The following is a 20,587-nucleotide window of genomic DNA, read 5'->3' as shown; positions in this document are numbered from 1 at the left end:
GATGCCCATTGAATTAAATCTGGTGAAAAATAGGAAACAATTGCACCCATCATACAACCAGCAATCAATAATTTAAGGGTAAATATTGCTGTTTTTATACTCACTTTATAAATATTATTTTTTACTAAGGCCCGATACAATAAACTTGCATTCACTAATGCAGATAATGCTGAGGCCATTGCAAGTCCGATATATCCAAATGGAATAGCCAATACGCCAAAGCAGATATTACTAATAGCAGCAATGACACCTATCTTAACGGGTGTTTTAGTATTTTGGTGAGCATAAAAACCATTAGCTAATACGCTAATTAACATATAACTAATTAAACCAAAACACATCACAAATAAGGCATTTCCTGATGCAATAACATCAATTAGCTGGAATCTTCCATGCATAAACAATGTCATAACCAAAGGTTCTGATAATACTGCTATACCTATCATCGCTGGAATACCAAGTAATAAAACCATTCTTACCCCCCAGTCCATGGTATTAGCAAAAGCCTGAGACCGTTTTTCACTTTCTAAATTTTTTTGTTTAGCAATACGAGAAAGACTAGGTAATACCACGGTAGAAATAGCGATTCCAAATAAACCAAGAGGAAATTCAATTAATCGATCAGCATAATAAAGCCAACTGATCGAACCTGTAATCAAGAAGCTTGCAATGATCTGGTTTAATAGCAAGTTAATTTGTGTAACGGATACCCCAAACAAAGCAGGAATCATTAAGGTTCTAACTTTTGTTACTCCTTCATCATTCCATGCCCACTGAGGCTTAACTAATAATCCTTCTTTTTTGAGATAAGGAATTTGGAATAAAAATTGAAGTAACCCACCAAGAAATACACCCCATGCTAATGCAACATTAGGATTATCAAAATAAGGTGCACCTAAAATTGCCATAGCAACAATTGCTACATTTAATAAAACTGGGGAAAAAGCCATTACTCCAAATTTACCCAAGGTATTTAATACTGCGCCCGATAAAGCAACAAAGGTAATAAACCATAGATAAGGGAAAGTAATTTTTAAAAGTAACGATGCTTGCGTAAATTTTTCTGCATCAGGTCCATCTTGTAACCAATCAACGAACCACCCCGTGCCAAACAATCCAGCTACAACAGGAGAAGCTATTACACCGACTAAAGTCACAATCGTAACTAATCCACCTAATGTTCCCGATACTTTAGCAATAAACTCTCTTGTTTTATTTATATCGTCATCAGCATTGTATTCTGCAAGAACGGGAACGAAAGCTTTAGAAAAAGCACCTTCGGCAAACAATCTACGAAGGAAGTTAGGAATGCGATTAGCAAATAAAAACACATCTGCTGCAACACTGGTTCCTAATAAATTAGCAACCACAATATCTCGAATTAATCCTAATATGCGAGATAATAGTGTCATTGAACTAACTACTATTCCTGATTTTAATAATTTATTACTCACATTATTTCTCTTGATTCATAAAATTTTGATCTGGATTTTAGCAGTTTGTTATAGGAAAATCAGAAAAAAACTGCTAAAATCTCCCCCTATCTTTTACACAAGACTCATTTCTTGCGTGAAACGATGTTATTTTCAAGCACGTGTCTCGTTGAAAATGAATATTTAAACTATCGATAGCACATAAAAAGCTTAAGCTTTTTGTGTTTTTATTTTTTACACAGATATTTTTTTAGGAGTTTGACCTTGGCTAATATCAAGTCAGCAAAAAAACGCGCGATTCAATCTGAAAAACGTCGCCAACACAATGCAAGCCAACGCTCTATGATGCGTACTTTCATTAAAAAAGTTTATGCAACTATCGCTACTGGTGATAAAGCAGCATCTGAAGCAGCTTTCGTTGAAATGCAAAAAGTATTGGATCGTATGGCATCTAAAGGCCTTATCCATGCAAATAAAGCAGCTAACCACAAATCTAAATTAGTAGCACAAATCAAAAAATTAGCTTAATCGCTTTTTTATTGGTTAAAAGAAAATTTGCAAATTTCTTAGAGAAACCGACCGCTTAGGTCGGTTTTTTTATTGAATAATTTAACGCATCAACGTAGAACAAGAATAGGCTTTTTACAATATCGTACTACTTTAACTGTATTAGAACTAAGTCCTTTAGCTTGTGGTTTACTACTTGCAAGCATCACAATTAAATCAATATCCTTCTCTTCCGCAATACGATTAATTTCTTCATAAATTGTGCCATGAGCAACGATATGCTGTACTCGAGATCCTTTAGGGAAATGTGCTTTAGTGAAATCATGGAGCGCTTTATTTGCTTCTTCTACAACAGATTTATCAAAGTTTTTCGGTAAAAATGCAGAAATAAAGCTATCGTCAATTGGTTCAATGATTGTTACAACTCGATAAATTGCATTTGGATTATGTGCTGTTATTTTTTGAGCTGTTTCAACCACAAACTTCGCACTCTCAAGATTACTTAAATCAACGGCAATCAATATTTTATTATACATAGTCTGTCCTTTAAAGATGATTAAAGCGGTAAGATTATTGCAAAATTTTGTCATAATCTCACCGCTTGTAAGCTACTGTTTTTTAACTCGACGACGTTGATTCCAAGCGATTACCCAAATAAGTAGTAATGCTGGAATAAACATCCATTCTTTTGCAATAGAATCTTGAGGGAATGCAACATCAAGAATTATTTGATCCCAATTCAATCCTGCTTTTGCGGCTGGTGAATCAATTTCAACATTATCAATTAAAATCTTAGGTGATGGTTTACCATTAATTTCAATCTGTTCTCCAGTATCTAACAACATTAGGCCTAATGCTTCAATACGCTCTTCACCTGTTTTACCTTCTGGCACAACTAATTCTGAATAAAATTCGATTTCTGTACCATAAGGATCTAAACCACGTACTTTTAGCATCATTTTTTCGCCTACTTTAGATTTTCCTATTTCTTGTACTAATTGAGTTGGTTCAACATGATAAGAAGTTGGAGAAATCTCTTCCATAAAGAACCCTGGGCGGAACAATGTGAACGCCGCAAGGATTAACACTAATGTTTCCCACCATTTATTCTTGGTAAAGAAGAAATTCATTGTTGCAGCAGTGAATACTAAAATTCCGATAGTTGCCGTTACAAAGACTAATAATCCTTTCGCCCAGCCCACATCAATCAATAGCAAGTCCGTATTGAATATGAAAAGGAAAGGTAAAATCACGGTTCTTAAGCTATAGTAAAATGCTTGTACCCCAGTTTTGATTGGACTTCCTCCTGAAATTGCCGCAGCAGCAAAGGAAGCTAAACCGACTGGAGGTGTAACATCTGCCATAATACCGAAATAGAAAACAAAGAGATGCACTGCGATTAATGGTACGATTAAACCATTTTGTTTACCAATTTCGACAATTACTAAGGCCATTAATGAAGAAACAACAATATAGTTTGCAGTAGTTGGTAATCCCATGCCAAGTATCAAGCTGAAGATTGCCACAAGGATCAACATTAATAAAATATTGCCCATTGAAAGCATTTCAATGATACCTGAAAGCTGAACACCAAAACCTGTTAAAGATACAACGCCTACGATAATACCTGCTGTCGCAGTTGCGATACCGATACCAATCATATTTCTTGCACCTGATTCCAAACCATCAATTAACTCTTGTACACCTTGTCTAAATAACGAAAGCTTATGGGTATTATCTCTACGGAATAAGCTTAATAATGGACGTTGTGTTACTAAAATAAAGCTTAAAGCAACAGTCCCCCAGAATGCTGATAACCCCGGTGACATCTGTTCGACCATTAAACACCACATCAATACCACTACGGGTAATAAGTAATGTAAGCCTGCATTCACTGTTGGTTTACGATAAGGTAGTTTCACTACTTTAGAATTTGGATCATCCATTTCTAAATCAGGGAATTTTGCAACTCGACGAATTAAACCAATATAAGCTAACGCAAGTACAATTGCGACAATTAGGAACGCTAAATTTGGAATAACATTTTTAATCCAACCTAGTCCATAATAAACAGCCATCCCTAATATAACCACAACTAAAATAGACGAAACGGTTTTTAATAGCGTTGCTAAAAATGGGCTAGCAGGTTCTACTCGCTCTAAGCCATTCAAGCCTAATTTTTGTGCTTCTAAATGTACAATATAAACTAATGCGATATATGAAATGAGTGCAGGTAAAAATGCATGAGTAATTAACTCACTATACGGCATATTAACGTATTCAATCATTAAGAAAGCGGCAGCCCCCATTACAGGTGGCATAATTTGTCCATTTACCGATGAAGCAACCTCAACCGCCCCTGCTTTTTCGGCATTTAGACCAACACGTTTCATCATAGGAATCGTAAAAGTTCCTGTTGTTACTACGTTAGCAATAGACGAACCAGAGACTAACCCTGTTAAACCGGAAGAAACCACCGCCGCTTTACCTGGACCACCACTAAAGTGTCCTAAGTATGCAAATGCAGTTTTGATGAAGTAGTTTCCCGCACCTGCTTTATCTAATAACGCCCCAAATAATACGAATAAAAACACATATTTTGTCGATACCCCAAGAGCAACACCAAAGACTCCTTCTGTTGTGATCCATTGTTGGTTGATGATTTGTGATAATGAACCTGAACGATGGCTAATAATCCAACTTGTTGGTAAAAACTGGCCAAAATAGTTATACAGTAAAAAGACACCTGCAATAATCACTAATGGTAATCCTAAGCTACGACGACAAGCCTCTAATAGAATGAGAATACCTAAGCATCCTGCAATAATATCTTGCGTATTTGGCGCACCAAAACGAGTTACTAACCCATCATAAAAGAAAAGATAATATGCACCTAAAAAAGCACCTAAAACTGCAAATAGCCAGTCTTGATACGGAACCTTGTGTTTCGGTGATGATGAAAATGCTGGGAATGAAAGATAAGCTAAAAATAAAGCAAACGCTAAATGAATAGACCGAGCCTTAGTGTCATCAATAACAACATTAAGATCCCATCCCCAATTTCTCACTACTTCTTGTAGCCAAAATGGTAAAGGTGAAGTGTAATAGAGCTGAAATAAAGACCATAGAATAGCAATAGCGATAATAGTCTTTTTTGTTAGCCCACTTGGGTTTCGTCCACCCGCATCATTTGATGCTACCATATCCTGTAAATCATCATAATTAACAGTATTGTCTTGTTTGGACATAAAAATTCCTAAAATCAAAAATAAGCAATCTTATTTTAAATAATTTGCAAAATATATCGAATAAATGACCGCTTGTAAGGTTAAACTGAAAAAGGCAGGATTAACCTGCCTCTTATTTTTAATCAAGATTAAGATTATTTAATCCAACCACGCTCTTTGTAATAACGTACTGCGCCATTGTGAAGAGGGGCTGAAAGTGCGTTCTTAATCATATCTTGTTCTGTAAGATTTGCAAATGCTGGATGTAAGCGTTTGAAACGAGAGAAGTTATCAAATACTGCTTTAACTACTGCATAAACTTTATCATCGTCTACATCAGCAGAAGTAACCAATGTTGCATATACACCAAACGTATCGACTGGTTCATCAGAACCTTTGTATAATCCACCTGGAATAGTTGCTTTTGCATAGTAAGGATGTTCTGCAACTAATTTATCAATAACTTCACCTGTTACAGGTACTAAATGTGTATTACAAGACGCAGCCGCTTCTTTTAATGCACCGTTTGGATGACCAACATTATAAGTGATTGCATCTAAATTGTTATCACACATTACAGAAGCCATTTCTGACGGTTTTAATTCAGAAGCAACCTTAAACTCTTTATCTGTCCAACCTTTTGCATCTAAAATAACATTCATTGTTGCACGTGTACCTGAACCCGGATCGCCAACGTTTACTCTTTTACCTTTTAAATCATCAAAAGTCGCAATACTTGCATCATCACGGGCCATTACTGTAAACGGTTCTGGATGAATTGAGAAAATTGCACGTAATTTATCATTCTTTTTATTTTCAAATGAACTTGTACCATTGTACGCATGATATTGCCAGTCTGATTGAGCAATCCCCATATCCATTTGGTGATCTGCAATTGAATTTAAATTTGCTACTGAACCACCTGTTGATGGTGCATTACATTTAATTTGTGTTTTTGCTGTATCACGGTTTACAAGTTGGCACACAGATTGTCCTACTACATAATAAACCCCTGTTTGACCACCAGTACCAATAGTAATAAACTGCTCTTCAGCTTGAGCAGAAACAGAAAAAGTCGACATTGCTAAAGTTGTAAGCAAAGAAAATTTGAATAAATTTTTCATTTAATAGTTCCTTGTATCGGGAAGGAATAGCATATTGCTACATTTCGTTTTATATTGAGATTTGTCAAAAAATATTTATTAGATATACTAAACTTTAAATATATATGCAAATCATTTATCACTAAAATAAGACTAACTTCACAAAATATTCACGATTTTTACCTTAAAAAGACGAATTATGGAATTTTTTATCCCAAATACTCAACAAACTATTTTTGAAGAAGAGATCAAAAAAAGTAGATTTATAACCTATATCCGCCACACTGAAGGCTTAGAACAAGCCAAGGCATTTTGGGCAGAAATAAAGACACTGCACTCTCAAGCACGCCATCATTGTTGGGCTTGCGTTGCAGGATCGCCTGATGATTCCCAACAATATGGATTTTCTGATGATGGGGAACCTTCCGGTACAGCAGGAAAGCCTATGCTCAATCATTTACAAGGAAGTGGGTTAGGGGAAATTAGTGCAGTTGTTGTGCGTTATTATGGCGGTATTTTGCTTGGAACTGGTGGATTGGTTAAAGCTTATGGAAATGGAGTTCAACAGGCTCTTCAACAAGTTGAAAAAAAACGTAAAGTATTGCGTGAATCTTACCGCTTACAATGTGAATATGATCAATTTCATAGCCTACAAAATCTATTTAATGAACAAGATATCACTATAATTGAACAGGAATTTACTGAAAAAATAAATTTAATAATTGGACTCAATCCGTCTCATTTATCACAGGTTAAAAACTTACTCACTCAACGCTTTTCAGGAAAACTCACACTAAATAAAGTAGAATAATTATTTTCTACAATTACATTTTGGTGGAACAGGATCCTCTCCACCTTTACTTAAAGGATGACAACGTGCAATACGCTTTACTGCTAACCAACAACCTTTTAACCCACCATGAATACGAATCGCTTCTAAAGCATATAGCGAACAAGTTGGTTGAAATCGACAACGAGGGCCAATTAATGGACTGATAAAATAACGATAGAACTTAATAATCCCTATCAATAAATAGGCAATTAAACTTGTTCTTTGTTTTTTTGTGATAGACGAATGTGGCGATGCCATAATTTTTCTAATGTTTCAAATAATTCTTGATTGCTCAATTTACCAATCCCACCTTTAGCAATAAATACGAAATCATAACAAGGTAATTCATGCTGCTTTAGACGAAAGCTCTCACGTACAATACGTTTGATACGATTTCTATCATGAGCACGTTTTAAATGTTTTTTAGCAACAGTTAAACCTAAACGAGGCTTATCAAAATTATTTTGTCGAGCAAGAAGAGTAAGTTGAGGAGTACTAGCTCGAAACGGCTGTTCGAAGACTGCTTTAAATTGAACGGGAGCTAACAAACGTAGCTCCCGAGAAAAAGTTAGCTTATTCACACAGAGTGCATTTGCTGATATCCACAAATTATGCAGATAAATTTTTACGACCTTTAGCACGACGACGTGCTAATACTTGGCGACCGTTTTTAGTTGCCATACGAGCACGGAACCCGTGAGTACGAGCACGCTTTAAGACTGATGGTTGAAATGTACGTTTCATGTTATCTACCTAAAAATGTAATAAAATGTTGGCTTATGCCAAAACAATAATGATAAAAATAGAGTGCGAATTCTACCGATAAAGTAAGTAAAGATCAAGGAATAATAGTTATATTTTGTAGTTACATTCAACAAAATAATATGTTTTTATCCATAAGAATTATCTTTATCTCATGCTATTTCAGAATCTGTTTATTAGTGAAAAATAAATGAAAAAGTGGTATGTTACAAGAGAAAACTAATTTAGTTTTTAGGAGAATAAACTTGATTAAACTTATAAAAAATTTTTTGAAACTAGAATCCGCAAGTGGGATTTTGCTATTACTTTTCGCTAGTATTGCCATAATTCTAGCAAATACTCCATTAGAGAACCTTTATTTTGACTTTTTGGATATGCCAGTCCGAATCCAAATTGGATTATTTGAAATTCATAAACCACTACTTATGTGGGTCAATGATGGATTTATGGCCGTGTTCTTTATTTTAGTTGGATTAGAAGTAAAAAGAGAATTACTAATTGGTGCTTTATCTAGCTATCAAAAAGCCATTTTCCCAGCAATGGGGGCAATAGGCGGGATGATCGTCCCTGCTTTGATTTACTGGGGATTAAACCATAATATACCAGAAAATCAATCTGGTTGGGCTATTCCAATGGCAACAGATATTGCTTTTGCTCTTGGTGTACTTGCTCTTTTGAGTAAACGAGTCCCTTTTGCTTTAAAAATATTTTTACTTGCACTAGCCATTATTGATGATCTCGGTGCTATTGTTGTTATCGCTATATTCTTTTCTCACGAACTAAGTACCACTGCATTAATTTCTGCAGGTATTGCCGTTGCTATATTAATTACACTGAATCGAATGAAAGTAACTGCTCTTTGTGCTTATATTGTTGTAGGTATTATTTTATGGGCTTCTGTCTTAAAATCAGGGGTTCATGCTACATTGGCTGGAGTTATTATTGGTTTTTGTATTCCATTAAAAGGGGAAAAAGATGAAACTCCATTAGTAGATTTAGAACATATTCTTGCACCATGGTGTTCCTTTGTAATTCTACCACTCTTTGCTTTTTCTAATGCTGGTGTATCATTATCTGGCATGGGAATTAATAGTTTAACTTCACCATTAACACTAGGTGTTATCTTGGGGCTTTTAATTGGAAAGCCACTTGGTGTCTTTTTATTTAGCTATATAGCTGTCAAACTAAGAATTGCGCAACTACCTAAAAAAATTAATTTCAAACATATTTTTGCAATTTCTATCCTATGTGGAATTGGATTTACCATGTCAATGTTCTTAGCAGGTTTAGCATTTGGAGATAATGTAGACAAACAATTGATGCCTTTAGCTAGATTAGGGATTTTGATTGGATCTTCTGTTTCTGCAATACTAGGTTATTTCTTGTTACGCTACTGTACTGCCAAACAAGAACATAATTAATCAGAAAAATCTTCATATAATGAATTCAATAGAATTGTACAATTTTATTGAATTCATTATATTTTTATAGACAGCGCCATAAACGTAAACTTCAAACATTATAATAATACCTTTTCTTAATGACTCTTTTAGTTTTGTACTGTTATTATTTAATAGTACTTTTCTGCGTTATAACTCTTTTTGCGTTACAATAGACAACTAATATCACAACTAATGTTACTTTATGAATATAAATAAATTAAAGATTATTTTTGCAGGGACACCTGATTTTGCAGCAATACATTTACAAGCTTTGTTAGATTCTGAACATGATGTCATTGCAGTTTATACTCAACCAGATAAGCCTGCTGGTCGAGGGAAAAAACTACAATCAAGCCCAGTAAAAAAACTTGCTGAATCACATAATATCCCAGTTTATCAACCAAAATCCTTACGAAAAGAAGAGGCTCAAGCGGAGTTTGCAACTTTAGGTGCGGATGTTATGGTCGTTGTGGCTTATGGCTTAATTTTACCGAAAGCAATATTAGATATACCTCGTTATGGTTGTCTTAATGTGCATGGCTCACTACTCCCTCGCTGGCGTGGTGCAGCACCAATTCAACGTGCAATCTGGGCAGGCGATCAAGAAACTGGTGTTACCATTATGCAAATGGATATTGGATTAGATACGGGCGATATGCTATATAAAGTAACGACATCTATTTTACCAACTGAAACCTCAGCATCACTGTATGAACGTTTAGCAGAGCTTGCCCCTCCAGCATTAATTGACGTACTCAATGGATTAACAAGCGGTCAGTTTGTGCCAGAAAAACAACAAGAAGAGTTAGCAAACTATGCGGAAAAGCTTACCAAGGAAGAAGCAAAACTTGACTGGGATCTTACCGCTTGTCAGTTAGAAAGAAACATTCGTGCCTTTAATCCCTCTCCGATTGCTTACCTAAATTTAATCGTAGATGGCAAACAAGAACGTATTAAAGTTTATCAAGCAGAAGTGTTACCTCATCAAAATAAAACAGTGGGAATGATATTGTCCGTTGATAAAAAAGGTATCCAAATTGCGACTAAAGAAGGCGTACTAAATATCACACAATTACAACCAGCTGGTAAAAAACCTATGTCAGTCCAAGATTTCCTGAATGGACGAGGAGAATGGTTTAAGGTGGGAGAGGTAATCTAAATTGAAAAAACTATCTTCTCGAGCCATTTCAGCCCAAATTATTCGTCAAGTTTTGGATGAGGGTAAATCCCTTTCTGCTTTAATTCCACAAATTCAACAAGAGGTGGATGTAAAAGATTTACCCTTCATTCAAGAAATCACATTCGGAGTATGTCGTGTACTTCCTCGCTTAGAATCTATTATTAAGTTATTAGTAGCCAAACCACTCAAAGGCAAAACCAGATTAGTCCATTGCTTATTATTAGTTGGATTATACCAATTACTTTATATGAGAGTGCCCGCTCACTCTGCTGTAGACGAAGTGGTTAATGCGACTAAAACATTAAAGCTAGATAGCTTTAGAGCCTTAACCAACGGAGTGCTACGCCGTTTTTTACGTGAGCAAGATAGCATTCTTGCCAAGGTAGATAAACATTGGCAAACCTTACACCCAGAATGGCTAGTAAATAAATTGAAGAAAGCTTATCCTCACTGGCGAGAAATTATTGAAGCCAATAACCAACGTCCGCCAATGTGGTTAAGAGTCAATACTCAGCAAATTTCAACCAATGATTACGCAAAATTATTAGGTGATAACGTGGCAACAGATAACGCTAATGAAATCCCTGATTCAGCGATTCGTTTAGTGAATCCGCAAGCGGTCACTTCTTTACCAAATTTTGCAACAGGTGGAGTGACAGTACAAGATGCCCACGCTCAATGGTCGGCACACTGGCTTGAACCACAAAATGGCGAATGGATTTTAGATGCTTGTGCTGCTCCGGGGGGGAAAACGACTCATATCCTAGAATTGGCTCCTCAAGCGAATGTAATCGCTGTGGATATTGAATCATCACGTTTAAAACGGGTTGAAGAAAATTTACAACGCTTAGGGCAACACGCTACGGTTTTATGTGGTGATGCCACTCAGCCTGAACAGTGGCTTGAAGAAGATAAGTTATTTGACCGAATTTTATTAGACGCACCTTGTTCTGCAACAGGAGTTATTCGCCGTCATCCAGATATTAAATGGTTACGCAAAGAAAGTGATATTGAAGAGCTTGCAGAACTACAGCGTAAAATACTTTCAGCACTTTGGAAGAAATTAAAGCCTAATGGTGTATTGCTTTATGCAACTTGCTCTGTTCTGCCTGAAGAGAATAGTTTACAGATTAAACGTTTTGTTGAAAAAACAAGAAGTGCTAAATTAGTCGAAATAAGTTTAAATGGTAAAAAAATCACAGAGAAACAATTTTTCCCAACACTCAATGGGGGAGATGGATTCTTCTACGCAAAATTGATAAAACGAGCAAATTAATATGAAGATTATTATATTAGGTGCAGGACAAGTTGGTACAACGTTAGCTGAATATTTATCTAATGATGATAATGATATTGTTATCATTGATGATGATCAATCTCGCCTTAACAAATTACAAGATAAACACGACTTACAGGTTGTTAAAGGAAATGCCGCTTCTCCTCGAATTCTTCGTCAAGCTGGAGCAAGTGATGCCGATTTAATTGTTGCAGTAACTAATAGCGATGAAAGCAATATGATCGCTTGTCAAATCGCATATACATTATTTAATGTTCCAACAAAAATTGCACGGATTAGAAATCCTGATTATGTGTATGAAAGTGATGTATTATTTAGTAACTCAGTGTTACCTATTGATCATATTATCGCTCCAGAACTTTTAGTCACTCAAGAAATTTTACGTTTAATTGATTATCCAGGAGCATTACAAGTTGCACATTTTGCTAATAATTTAATCAGTATCGTTCATGTTAAAGCTTATTATGGTGGACCTCTTGTAGGGTATCCCATTTCAGTTTTAATCGATCATCTTCCTTATATTGAAACCCAAATTCTATCTATTTTTCGCCAAGATAAGGGATTTGTTCCACAAAACTCAACAATTATAGAAGCTGGTGATGAGGTCTTTTTTATTTGTGCAAAAAATAATATTAAAGCTGTGATGTCAGAATTACAACGTTTAGAAAAACCACATAAACGAATTATGATTGTGGGAGGTGGGAATATTGGTACTGAATTAGCTAAAAATCTTGAACAAAATTATAGTGTAAAATTATTGGAGCGAGACCAAGAAAAAGCAGAAAGACTTTCTGAAAAACTATCCAACACACTTGTTCTATGTGGTGATGCATCAGACCAAGAGCTATTGTTTGAAGAGCATATTGAAAATATTGATTTATTCTTAGCTTTTACCAGTGATGATGAAGCCAATATTATGTCAGGATTACTTGCCAAACGTTTGGGAGTAACTAAAGCAATCGTATTAGTACAGAGACTTGCTTATTTAAACTTAATTCAAGGAGGATCTATTGATATCGCATTATCTCCACAACAGGCAACAATTTCTGCATTATCTAGTCATGTTCGCAAAGGTGACATTGTAAAAGTAGCTTCATTTAGGCAAGGAGAAGTTGAAGCGATCGAAATTATTGCTCATGGTGATAGTGAATCCTCTAAAGTTGTCGGTTTAAAAATGAGTGAAATAAAGCTACCTCAAGGTGCTGTCATTGGTGCAATTATCCGTAATAATCATATCATTATTGCGCACAAATCAACAATAATAGAAGAAAATGATCATTTGATTTTATTACTTAACGATAGAAAGCAAGTGGGTGAAATCGAAAAATTATTCCAAGTGAGTAGCTTCTATCTATAATTAACCTAAATATAAAAAGCCTCATAAGCTAAGTTTATGAGACTTTTTTACATATATAATTAATCTATCGGTGGCGTATATTCGCCTTTCACAATCGATTGTTTAATTCGATTGGATTCTGTTAAAACCTGATCTAATAAGGATTTAACATCATCAAATGTAGCAACTGGGCTAAGTAATGTCATTTTTAATGATTGCACATTACCAACCTTCGTTACACCAATATTCGCCTCTCCACGAGCAAATAACTCATCTGCCACGTTTTGATTTAAGCTATCGATAAACTCAACAGGATACCCCTTAGGCACAACACGGAATAATACTGAAGCAAATTGAGGTTCAACTAACATTTCTAATTCGTCAGTTGATGTAATGTAATCTGCCACTTGTCTTGCCAATTTGATACCGTGATCAATCATTGATCCATAAAGTGATTCACCTAATGCTTCAATCGTAAACCATAATTTTAATGCATCAAAACGACGAGTGGTTTGTAATGATTTAGCCACTAGATTTGGCACGCCGTGTTCTTCATCATATTCTGAATTAAGATAATCCGCTTTGTAATCAATATAACGATAATCTTCTTCATTTTTGAGTAGAAATGCCCCACAAGAAATACTTTGGAAGAAATGTTTGTGGAAATCTAAGGTAACAGAATCCGTTAGCTCAAGACCATCTAACCAATGGCGATAATCATTTGAAAGCAGTAATGCTCCGCCCCATGCTGCATCAACGTGCATCCAGATGCCATATTGATCTGTGATTGCTCGGATTTCTTTGAGAGGATCAATCGCTCCTGCATCAGTTGTACCTGCTGTCGCCACAACACAAGCTACGATCTTGCCATCAGCGGTCAGATCCGCCAAAGTTTTTGCTAAAGCATCAACATCCATTTGAGCATTGGCATTACTTGGTACAGTTACGACAGATTGGAAACCCATTCCCATCATTGCCATATTTTTTTGCACAGAAAAGTGAGCATTTTCAGAACACACGACTTTTACTTTTTGCATGGCTTCTGCTGGAATACCATCTTTCTGAACAGACCAAGGATTACCTTCGCTATCTTGCCAATTTTTTGCTATACACGCATCACGAGCTAACAAAACCCCCATAAGATTGGATTGTGTGCCGCCAGAAGTGAAAACCCCTGCTTGCCCTTTGCCATATCCAACTTTTTCACGTAGCCATTCAATCAGCTGTACTTCCATCAATGAACCAGCAGGGCTTTGATCCCAAGAATCCATTGATTGGTTAGTCGCATTGATTAACACTTCTGCAATTTGGCTTGTTACCATTGTTGGACAATGTAAGTGTGCCAATGAATGAGGATGATGAACCTTTAAGCTTTTATTCAAGAATAAGTCAATTAAGCGGTGTAATGATTTTTCAACACCAAGTCCTTCTTTTGATGGAGTAAATGCAATCGCTTCACGCAATTGTTTAATACTACCACCCGTGTACATTTTTTCATTTTTCAACCATGAACTGACCGCTTGTACCGCTTCTGCCATCGCTGCTTCATAATCAGCAATAGAGTTAGGATCATTGCACAGTAATGCCTGTTTATGTTTTGCAAAATCAATCATTTTATAGTCCTAATAAGAGGAACCTCTCTTAATTTAAGAGAGGTAAAGTATTTGGGAATTTATCCACGTGTTGCGTTTAATGCATCTTTTATAGATTGAGAGAAACGTTTGATCATTTCTTCACATTCTGCTTGAGTGATTATCAATGGACAAAGAATACGGACTACGTTTCCACCACGACCACCGCGTTCTAATAATAATTTATTTTTGAAACACGCTTTTTGAATTTCTGCGGCTAAAACTCCATCAGCAGGATATGCCCCTATTCTATCTTGAGCTTGGCGTTCATCCACGATTTCAATACCAATCATTAAACCTTTACCACGCACATTGCCGATACATGGATATTGTTCTGCTAATGTTTTTAATTCAGATTGTAAGAAATCGCCACGTTCTTGGGCATTTTTCGCAAGGTTTTGCTCCTTCATCACTTTTAATGAAGCATAACCTGTCGCCATTGCCATTTGGTTGCCACGGAAAGTACCTGTATGGCCTGCTGGTTGCCAAGCATCAAATTCTTTCTTAATTGCAAGTACTGCAAGAGGTAAACTTCCTCCAACGGCTTTGGACATTACAACCACATCAGGTTCGATTCCCGCATGTTCAAAGGCAAACATTTTACCTGAACGACAGAATCCTGCTTGAACTTCGTCTAAGATCAATACGATACCGTGTTTTTTAGTAACTTCACGAATCTTTTGTAACCATTTCACTGGCGCTGGCACAACTCCACCTTCCCCTTGAATTGCTTCAAGAATTACCGCAGCAGGTTTAACTACACCGCTTTCCACATCTTCAATAAAGTTTTCAAAGTAGTAAGTTAAAGCATCAATACCCGCTTCTCCACCTAATCCTAAAGGACAACGGTATTCGTGTGGATATGGCATAAATTGCACGCCAGCCATTAAGTTTTGTACAGCATTTTTTGCGCCTAAATTCCCTGTCATAGAAAGGGAACCATGAGTCATCCCGTGGTAGCCTCCAGAAAAGGCGATTACATTGCCTCGTCCTGTGTAGGTTTTTGCTAATTTAACCGCAGCTTCTGTACCATCTGCACCAGATGGTCCACAAAATTGTAGGCGATATTGATCTTTTGGAAAGAATGAGAGTAATTCTTCAGTAAAAGCATCTTTTAATGGAGTGGTTAAATCTAGAGTATGTAAAGGTAATCCGCTAGCAAGAACATCTTGAATAGCTTGAATCACATCAGGATGATTATGTCCTAACGCAAGTGTTCCTGCTCCTGCTAAGCAATCTAAATAATCGTTGCCTTCTACATCAGTAACCCAGCAACCTTGCGCTTTAGCAATAGCAAGCGGTAACTTACGCGGATAACTACGCACATTAGATTCCATCTCGTTTTGGCGAGTTAAATAATATTCATTGGTTGCTTGTTGAATTGGATTGACTGGAGTTTTTATCATAATAGAAATAGACCTTCTGTAAGAGGTTAAAAAAATAAGTCGGGTGCCTTGCGGAAAGCTAAGCTTTCTTATTCTAAAAATAAGATGCCTTGGGGCATTTGACTCGCTACTTATTAAAAAAAGCGTTTCAGCTTTTTTGTTTTTCCCTATTGATTCCCAAAGAACGGGATAGGTTGGAAACGACTCTTAAATATAGGGAATATTTAAGAGGGCGCAATATTACCGATTTTTAGCTAAAAAGGGAATGCTTTGTCTATAAATAATAAAAAAGCTCGATAATAATTTATCGAGCTTTTTATCGAAATAAGATGCAAATTATTTAATTTTTGCTTCTTTGTAAATAACGTGTTTGCGAACAACAGGATCAAATTTTTTGATCTCCATTTTTTCTGGCATATTACGTTTATTTTTAGTTGTTGTGTAGAAATGACCTGTTTCAGCACTTGAAACTAATCTAATTTTCTCACGATTACCTTTAGCTGCCATGAGTTACTCCTTAGATTTTTTCGCCACGAGCACGGATTTCAGCTAATACTGCATCGATGCCTTTTTTATCAATAATACGCATACCTTTCGCCGTTAAGCGTAAAGTTACGAAACGTTTTTCACTTTCAACCCAAAAACGGTGTGTATGAAGGTTAGGTAGAAAACGACGTCTTGTCGCATTCAATGCGTGTGAGCGGTTGTTACCAACAGCTGGACGCTTGCCTGTTACTTGACAGACTCTAGACATTTGAAATTCTCCAATGATTACTTAAGCTTAAGCTAAATGGTTCGGGTTATCAGGATAATCACTGACTACCTCGTCAGGTATATAAACCCGACCCACAGACTATTTTAAAGACTGTGAATTATACTTGCTTTAACATTCTCATTCAAGGAAAATTTACTTGCTTTATGAGTCAAGTTTATCCTCCTCGAATGAGAAATAATTTCCTTTCCCCACTACAATATGATCAACAAAACGAATATCAACCAAATCACACGCCATTTCGATTTTACGTGTTAAATATCTATCCGCTTCACTGGGAGTACAATTACCCGATGGGTGATTATGCGCTACTATGATTGCTGCCGCATTGCATTTTAGGGCTTCTTTAATGATTTCACGAGGATAAACAGACGCTTGATTGATGGTGCCTAAAAACATTTTCTCGGCTTTTATTAAATGATGTTTATTATCTAAAAATAACACCATAAATATTTCTCGCTCATCATTTTCTAATTCCGATTGGAAATACATTACCGCTAACTGAGGAGAATCTATCGTTTCTTCAGTCTTCATTTGTTGTAAAAGATAACGCTTTGTCATCTCCTTGGTTGCTTGAAGCTGAATATATTGGGTTTTCCCTAGCCCTTTAATTTGGCAAAAATCAGCAAGTTCTGCAGTTAATAATGCTCTGAATGAGCCAAAAGATTGTAAGACGTGTCGAGATAATGCCATTACCGGCAAGCCTTTAATCCCCGTTCGCAAAAAAATAGCTAATAGCTCTTCATCGGTTAATGATGCTGCGCCATATTGCAATAATTTCTCTCTAGGCATAAGTTCATTAACATTACTTTCATCCATCTCATTTACACTATTAATCAATCGAAGATTTACCATAGAAAGAAACAGTCTATTGTGCAAAATCTCACATCATTTTTTTCGATCTCTCTCGCAAAAATATTTACATTGTGAGCGAGTGTCTATTTGCGTAAAATAACACTCTATTTCTTGGAGGAAAACATATGCTAAAAAATAAAAAAATTGTTGTGGGAATTACTGGTGGAATTGCGGCATATAAAACGATCGAATTAATCCGTTTATTCAAAAAAGCACAAGCTGAAGTGCGTGTCGTCTTAACTCCTGCAGCAGAAGCATTTGTTACCCCTCTCACTTTACAAGCTATTTCTGGCAATGCAGTTTCTTCCTCCTTACTTGATCCTCAAGCAGAACTAGCTATGGGGCATATTGAATTAGCTAAATGGGCAGATTTAGTTGTTATAGCTCCCGCTACTGCAGATTTTATCGCTCGACTTCGCATCGGAATGGGAAATGATCTCCTTTCGACACTTTGCCTTGCTACCACTTCACCAATTTTAATTGCGCCTGCAATGAATCAGCAAATGTACAAGCGGTCGATTGTGCAAGAAAATTTGCAAAGTTTAAAAGAACAAGGTGTATTAACTATCGGTCCTAATGACGGATTTCAAGCTTGTGGTGATATTGGTGCTGGTAGAATGTCTGAACCCGCAGAAATCTTCCTCGCTGTGGAAAATTATTTTATGCAATCGATCCATGCCCAAGATCTTGCCGATCTTTCTGTCACAATCACTGCAGGCCCAACTCAAGAAGCAATCGATCCTGTCCGCTACATTAGTAATCATAGCTCAGGGAAAATGGGGTTTGCTATTGCGGATGCCTTTGCTAAACGAGGGGCTAAGGTAACTTTAATTGCAGGTCCAGTGAATCTTGCCACACCAAAGAATGTTACTCGAATTAACGTCAAATCAGCTTTAGAGATGGAGCAACAAGCGGTCAATTCTGCTCAACAATCTGCAATTTTTATAGGTTGTGCTGCTGTTGCAGACTATCGAGTGGAACAAGCTGCTACACAAAAAATTAAGAAAATAGGTGATAATGACGAACTCATATTAAAACTTATTAAAAATCCAGACATTATTTCTAACGTTGCTCATCTTGTAGAAAATCGTCCTTTTGTAGTTGGGTTTGCGGCAGAAACTCAAAACCTAGAACAATATGCAAAAGATAAATTACACCGTAAGAATTTAGATTTAATTTGCGCTAATGATGTGTCAGGTGGACAAGTATTTGGAGCAGAGCAAAATAGCCTGCATCTATTTTGGCAAAATGGAAATAAAATCTTACCGCTTACAGATAAGTCTAAATTAGCAGAGAGTTTAGTGGTTGAGATTTTAACTCTTTATAAGTAAAAAGTTAATCTGACCCCCTAACTCCAATTTTTTTAAAAATATTGTGATTTTTTTGTTTATTTATTAAACATAAAGATATCAATCTTCTTATTTTTGAGAAGATGACTTAGAAATAAATCTGCATTAATTAGATAGTTAATAAAGCAAGAGGCTCTATTTAAAAATAACCTTCTTTCTATTACTGATTTTACCGAATATTAATACAATTTCTATAAAATCTTACTCAAGACTACCCATAATATATATTCTTAATAAATAAAAAAATACCTGACGGATGATAATAATTATCTAACAGACAGGTATTTATTTACACAAATTTTGGTATAGACTCTTTATAAATTCTTAGATTAAACTTCTATAAATTAGTTATTTTTTTCTTGTACATCTAAAGCTTCTGATTTATTAACTTTAGATGTATCAGATTTAATATCTTTATTCTCTGACTTTAACTCAGAAGCTGCGCCTTGTATAACCTTCCCAACACTATCCATTTTATCTGCAATAACTTCTTTCGCATCCTTCAATGTAGAATTAAAAGAATCTTTTACATCACTAAAAACTTCAGAAAACTTATTGTCACTATTATTATCCTTCTCTACTCCTTTAGTAATAATATTAGTATCTTCTATTTTTTCAAATTGAGACTGCATTAATTTCTTCATTTCTTCCCATTTATCTTCAGAAATTTTCTTGGCATTTGCAATTTCAGAATCCATTTTATTTTGCATTTCTAAAATTTGTGCTTTTGTCGCACTATCCATTTCTTGTTCTTTAGCTTTTGCTTTTTTTTCAATAGTTGCAATTTTTTCATCAGCTTGTTTTTGAATTTCTGCTATCTTTGCTTCCGCATCTTTTGTTGCTTTAGCAACTTTTTCATCAGCTTGTTTTTGGATTTCTGCAATTTTTTGATTTTGTGATTGATATGCTTGAGTTATTTGTTCTTCTGCAACTTGTTGTACTTTAGCTAATTGTTCATCAACAATAGTTTGCATTTCAATAAGTTGTTCTTGTGATAATTTTAGATCTGCTTCAAGTTGTGATTTTCCATTATCACATGCTGTTAATAAAAATCCTGCTGTTAATATTAAAATAGTTAAGGTAGATTTCTTTTTCATAATATTTTCCTTTTTAGTTAAACAAAAGGCACAGAAACCTGTGCCTTTTGTTTTGACCTAAAATAAAATTATTTACTTTCCGTCATGTTTTTCATTGCATCTTTTGCATCAGAAACTGCATCTTTCACAGCATCTTTTGCTTCTAACATTTTATCAGAAACTGCATCTTTAGTATCTGTCATCGCTTTTTTAGCATCTCCAGCTTTATTAGCAGCCGCATCTTTAGCATCTGTCATTGCTTTTTTAGCATCTTCAGCTTTATTAGCAGCCGCATCTTTAGCATCTGTCATTGCTTTTTTAGCATCTTCAGCTTTATTAGCTGCTGCATCTTTAGCATCTGTCATTGCTTTTTTAGCATCTTCAGCTTTATTAGCTGCTG

At 35.7% G+C, this 20,587-nt stretch carries 20 protein-coding genes and 1 pseudogene; 7 read left to right on the top strand and 14 right to left on the bottom strand.

What is annotated here, in order from left to right:
* Positions 1 to 1,454 (bottom strand): murein biosynthesis integral membrane protein MurJ (gene murJ, locus Q1J40_RS03540; RefSeq protein ID WP_301098667.1); only part of this gene is annotated, 1,454 nt, incomplete at its 3' end.
* Positions 1,455 to 1,697: 243 nt separating this feature from the next.
* Between murJ and rpsT the strand changes: the two genes are divergently transcribed.
* Positions 1,698 to 1,961, top strand: a complete 264-nt coding sequence (gene rpsT, locus Q1J40_RS03535) for a 30S ribosomal protein S20 (protein ID WP_301098666.1) — start codon at positions 1,698 to 1,700, stop codon at positions 1,959 to 1,961.
* An 89-nt stretch (positions 1,962 to 2,050) separates the two neighbouring features.
* Here the strand turns inward: rpsT and Q1J40_RS03530 are convergent, their stop codons facing one another.
* From Q1J40_RS03530 to Q1J40_RS03520, 3 genes are all read right to left on the bottom strand, one after another.
* Positions 2,051 to 2,476 carry a universal stress protein gene (locus Q1J40_RS03530; protein WP_301098673.1) on the bottom strand — a complete coding sequence of 142 codons (426 nt, stop codon included), beginning with the start codon at positions 2,474 to 2,476 and terminating at the stop codon, positions 2,051 to 2,053.
* Positions 2,477 to 2,548: 72 nt separating this feature from the next.
* On the bottom strand, positions 2,549 to 5,188 hold the full coding sequence (locus tag Q1J40_RS03525) for a TRAP transporter permease (protein WP_301098664.1): 2,640 nt from the start codon (positions 5,186 to 5,188) through the stop codon (positions 2,549 to 2,551).
* 134 nt (positions 5,189 to 5,322) lie between these two features.
* Entirely contained in the window at positions 5,323 to 6,291 is a 969-nt protein-coding gene (locus Q1J40_RS03520) for a TAXI family TRAP transporter solute-binding subunit (RefSeq protein ID WP_301098662.1), read from the bottom strand.
* 178 nt (positions 6,292 to 6,469) lie between these two features.
* On the opposite strand from Q1J40_RS03520, the gene Q1J40_RS03515 reads away from it, so the two are divergent.
* Positions 6,470 to 7,081 (top strand): YigZ family protein, encoded by a 612-nt coding sequence (locus tag Q1J40_RS03515; protein ID WP_301098660.1) that lies wholly within the window; start codon positions 6,470 to 6,472, stop codon positions 7,079 to 7,081.
* On the opposite strand, the gene yidD is transcribed toward Q1J40_RS03515, so the two are convergent.
* Genes yidD through rpmH form a run of 3 tightly spaced genes read right to left on the bottom strand, consistent with a single transcriptional unit; the run spans position 7,082 to position 7,846 of the window.
* Positions 7,082 to 7,360 (bottom strand): membrane protein insertion efficiency factor YidD, encoded by a 279-nt coding sequence (yidD, locus tag Q1J40_RS03510; protein WP_301098659.1) that lies wholly within the window; start codon positions 7,358 to 7,360, stop codon positions 7,082 to 7,084.
* Positions 7,312 to 7,683 (bottom strand): ribonuclease P protein component, encoded by a 372-nt coding sequence (gene rnpA / locus Q1J40_RS03505; RefSeq protein ID WP_301098658.1) that lies wholly within the window; start codon positions 7,681 to 7,683, stop codon positions 7,312 to 7,314. The genes yidD and rnpA overlap by 49 nt, the downstream gene beginning before the upstream one ends.
* A gap of 28 nt (positions 7,684 to 7,711) precedes the next feature.
* Entirely contained in the window at positions 7,712 to 7,846 is a 135-nt protein-coding gene (gene rpmH, locus Q1J40_RS03500) for a 50S ribosomal protein L34 (protein ID WP_301098656.1), read from the bottom strand.
* Between the two features lie 221 nt (positions 7,847 to 8,067).
* On the opposite strand from rpmH, the gene nhaA reads away from it, so the two are divergent.
* The 4 genes from nhaA (at position 8,068) to trkA (ending at position 13,140) form a co-directional block, all read left to right on the top strand.
* The gene (gene nhaA / locus Q1J40_RS03495; RefSeq protein WP_502306655.1) at positions 8,068 to 9,285 is read left to right on the top strand and encodes a Na+/H+ antiporter NhaA; all 1,218 of its coding nucleotides are present in this window, start codon (positions 8,068 to 8,070) and stop codon (positions 9,283 to 9,285) included.
* Between the two features lie 229 nt (positions 9,286 to 9,514).
* Positions 9,515 to 10,465, top strand: coding sequence for a methionyl-tRNA formyltransferase (gene fmt / locus Q1J40_RS03490; protein WP_301098671.1), 951 nt, complete (start codon positions 9,515 to 9,517; stop codon positions 10,463 to 10,465).
* A gap of 1 nt (position 10,466) precedes the next feature.
* Entirely contained in the window at positions 10,467 to 11,762 is a 1,296-nt protein-coding gene (gene rsmB / locus Q1J40_RS03485; protein ID WP_301098653.1) for a 16S rRNA (cytosine(967)-C(5))-methyltransferase RsmB, read from the top strand.
* A 1-nt stretch (position 11,763) separates the two neighbouring features.
* Positions 11,764 to 13,140 (top strand): Trk system potassium transporter TrkA, encoded by a 1,377-nt coding sequence (gene trkA, locus Q1J40_RS03480; RefSeq protein WP_301098651.1) that lies wholly within the window; start codon positions 11,764 to 11,766, stop codon positions 13,138 to 13,140.
* Positions 13,141 to 13,199: 59 nt separating this feature from the next.
* Here trkA and Q1J40_RS03475 read toward each other — a convergent pair whose 3' ends face one another.
* From Q1J40_RS03475 to radC, 5 genes are all read right to left on the bottom strand, one after another.
* Positions 13,200 to 14,732 (bottom strand): pyridoxal phosphate-dependent decarboxylase family protein, encoded by a 1,533-nt coding sequence (locus Q1J40_RS03475; RefSeq protein ID WP_301098650.1) that lies wholly within the window; start codon positions 14,730 to 14,732, stop codon positions 13,200 to 13,202.
* Between the two features lie 59 nt (positions 14,733 to 14,791).
* Positions 14,792 to 16,159: a diaminobutyrate--2-oxoglutarate transaminase gene (locus tag Q1J40_RS03470; protein ID WP_301098669.1), complete on the bottom strand. Its 1,368-nt coding sequence runs from the start codon at positions 16,157 to 16,159 to the stop codon at positions 14,792 to 14,794.
* Positions 16,160 to 16,471: 312 nt separating this feature from the next.
* Positions 16,472 to 16,642 (bottom strand): 50S ribosomal protein L33, encoded by a 171-nt coding sequence (rpmG, locus tag Q1J40_RS03465; protein ID WP_005599764.1) that lies wholly within the window; start codon positions 16,640 to 16,642, stop codon positions 16,472 to 16,474.
* 10 nt (positions 16,643 to 16,652) lie between these two features.
* Positions 16,653 to 16,889 (bottom strand): 50S ribosomal protein L28, encoded by a 237-nt coding sequence (gene rpmB, locus Q1J40_RS03460; RefSeq protein WP_121123881.1) that lies wholly within the window; start codon positions 16,887 to 16,889, stop codon positions 16,653 to 16,655.
* Between the two features lie 162 nt (positions 16,890 to 17,051).
* The gene (gene radC, locus Q1J40_RS03455; RefSeq protein WP_301098648.1) at positions 17,052 to 17,726 is read right to left on the bottom strand and encodes a RadC family protein; all 675 of its coding nucleotides are present in this window, start codon (positions 17,724 to 17,726) and stop codon (positions 17,052 to 17,054) included.
* 161 nt (positions 17,727 to 17,887) lie between these two features.
* On the opposite strand from radC, the gene coaBC reads away from it, so the two are divergent.
* Entirely contained in the window at positions 17,888 to 19,093 is a 1,206-nt protein-coding gene (gene coaBC, locus Q1J40_RS03450) for a bifunctional phosphopantothenoylcysteine decarboxylase/phosphopantothenate--cysteine ligase CoaBC (protein ID WP_301098647.1), read from the top strand.
* Between the two features lie 362 nt (positions 19,094 to 19,455).
* Here coaBC and Q1J40_RS03445 read toward each other — a convergent pair whose 3' ends face one another.
* Both Q1J40_RS03445 and Q1J40_RS03440 read right to left on the bottom strand, forming a co-directional pair.
* Positions 19,456 to 20,208, bottom strand: a complete 753-nt coding sequence (locus Q1J40_RS03445; RefSeq protein ID WP_301098646.1) for a hypothetical protein — start codon at positions 20,206 to 20,208, stop codon at positions 19,456 to 19,458.
* A 68-nt stretch (positions 20,209 to 20,276) separates the two neighbouring features.
* Positions 20,277 to 20,587 (bottom strand): annotated as a pseudogene (locus Q1J40_RS03440) (histone); the annotation flags it as partial.

Source organism: Otariodibacter sp. (assembly GCF_029256985.1).
Classification (GTDB): Bacteria; Pseudomonadota; Gammaproteobacteria; order Enterobacterales; family Pasteurellaceae; genus Otariodibacter.
This window is presented reverse-complemented; position numbering and strand designations above follow the sequence as displayed.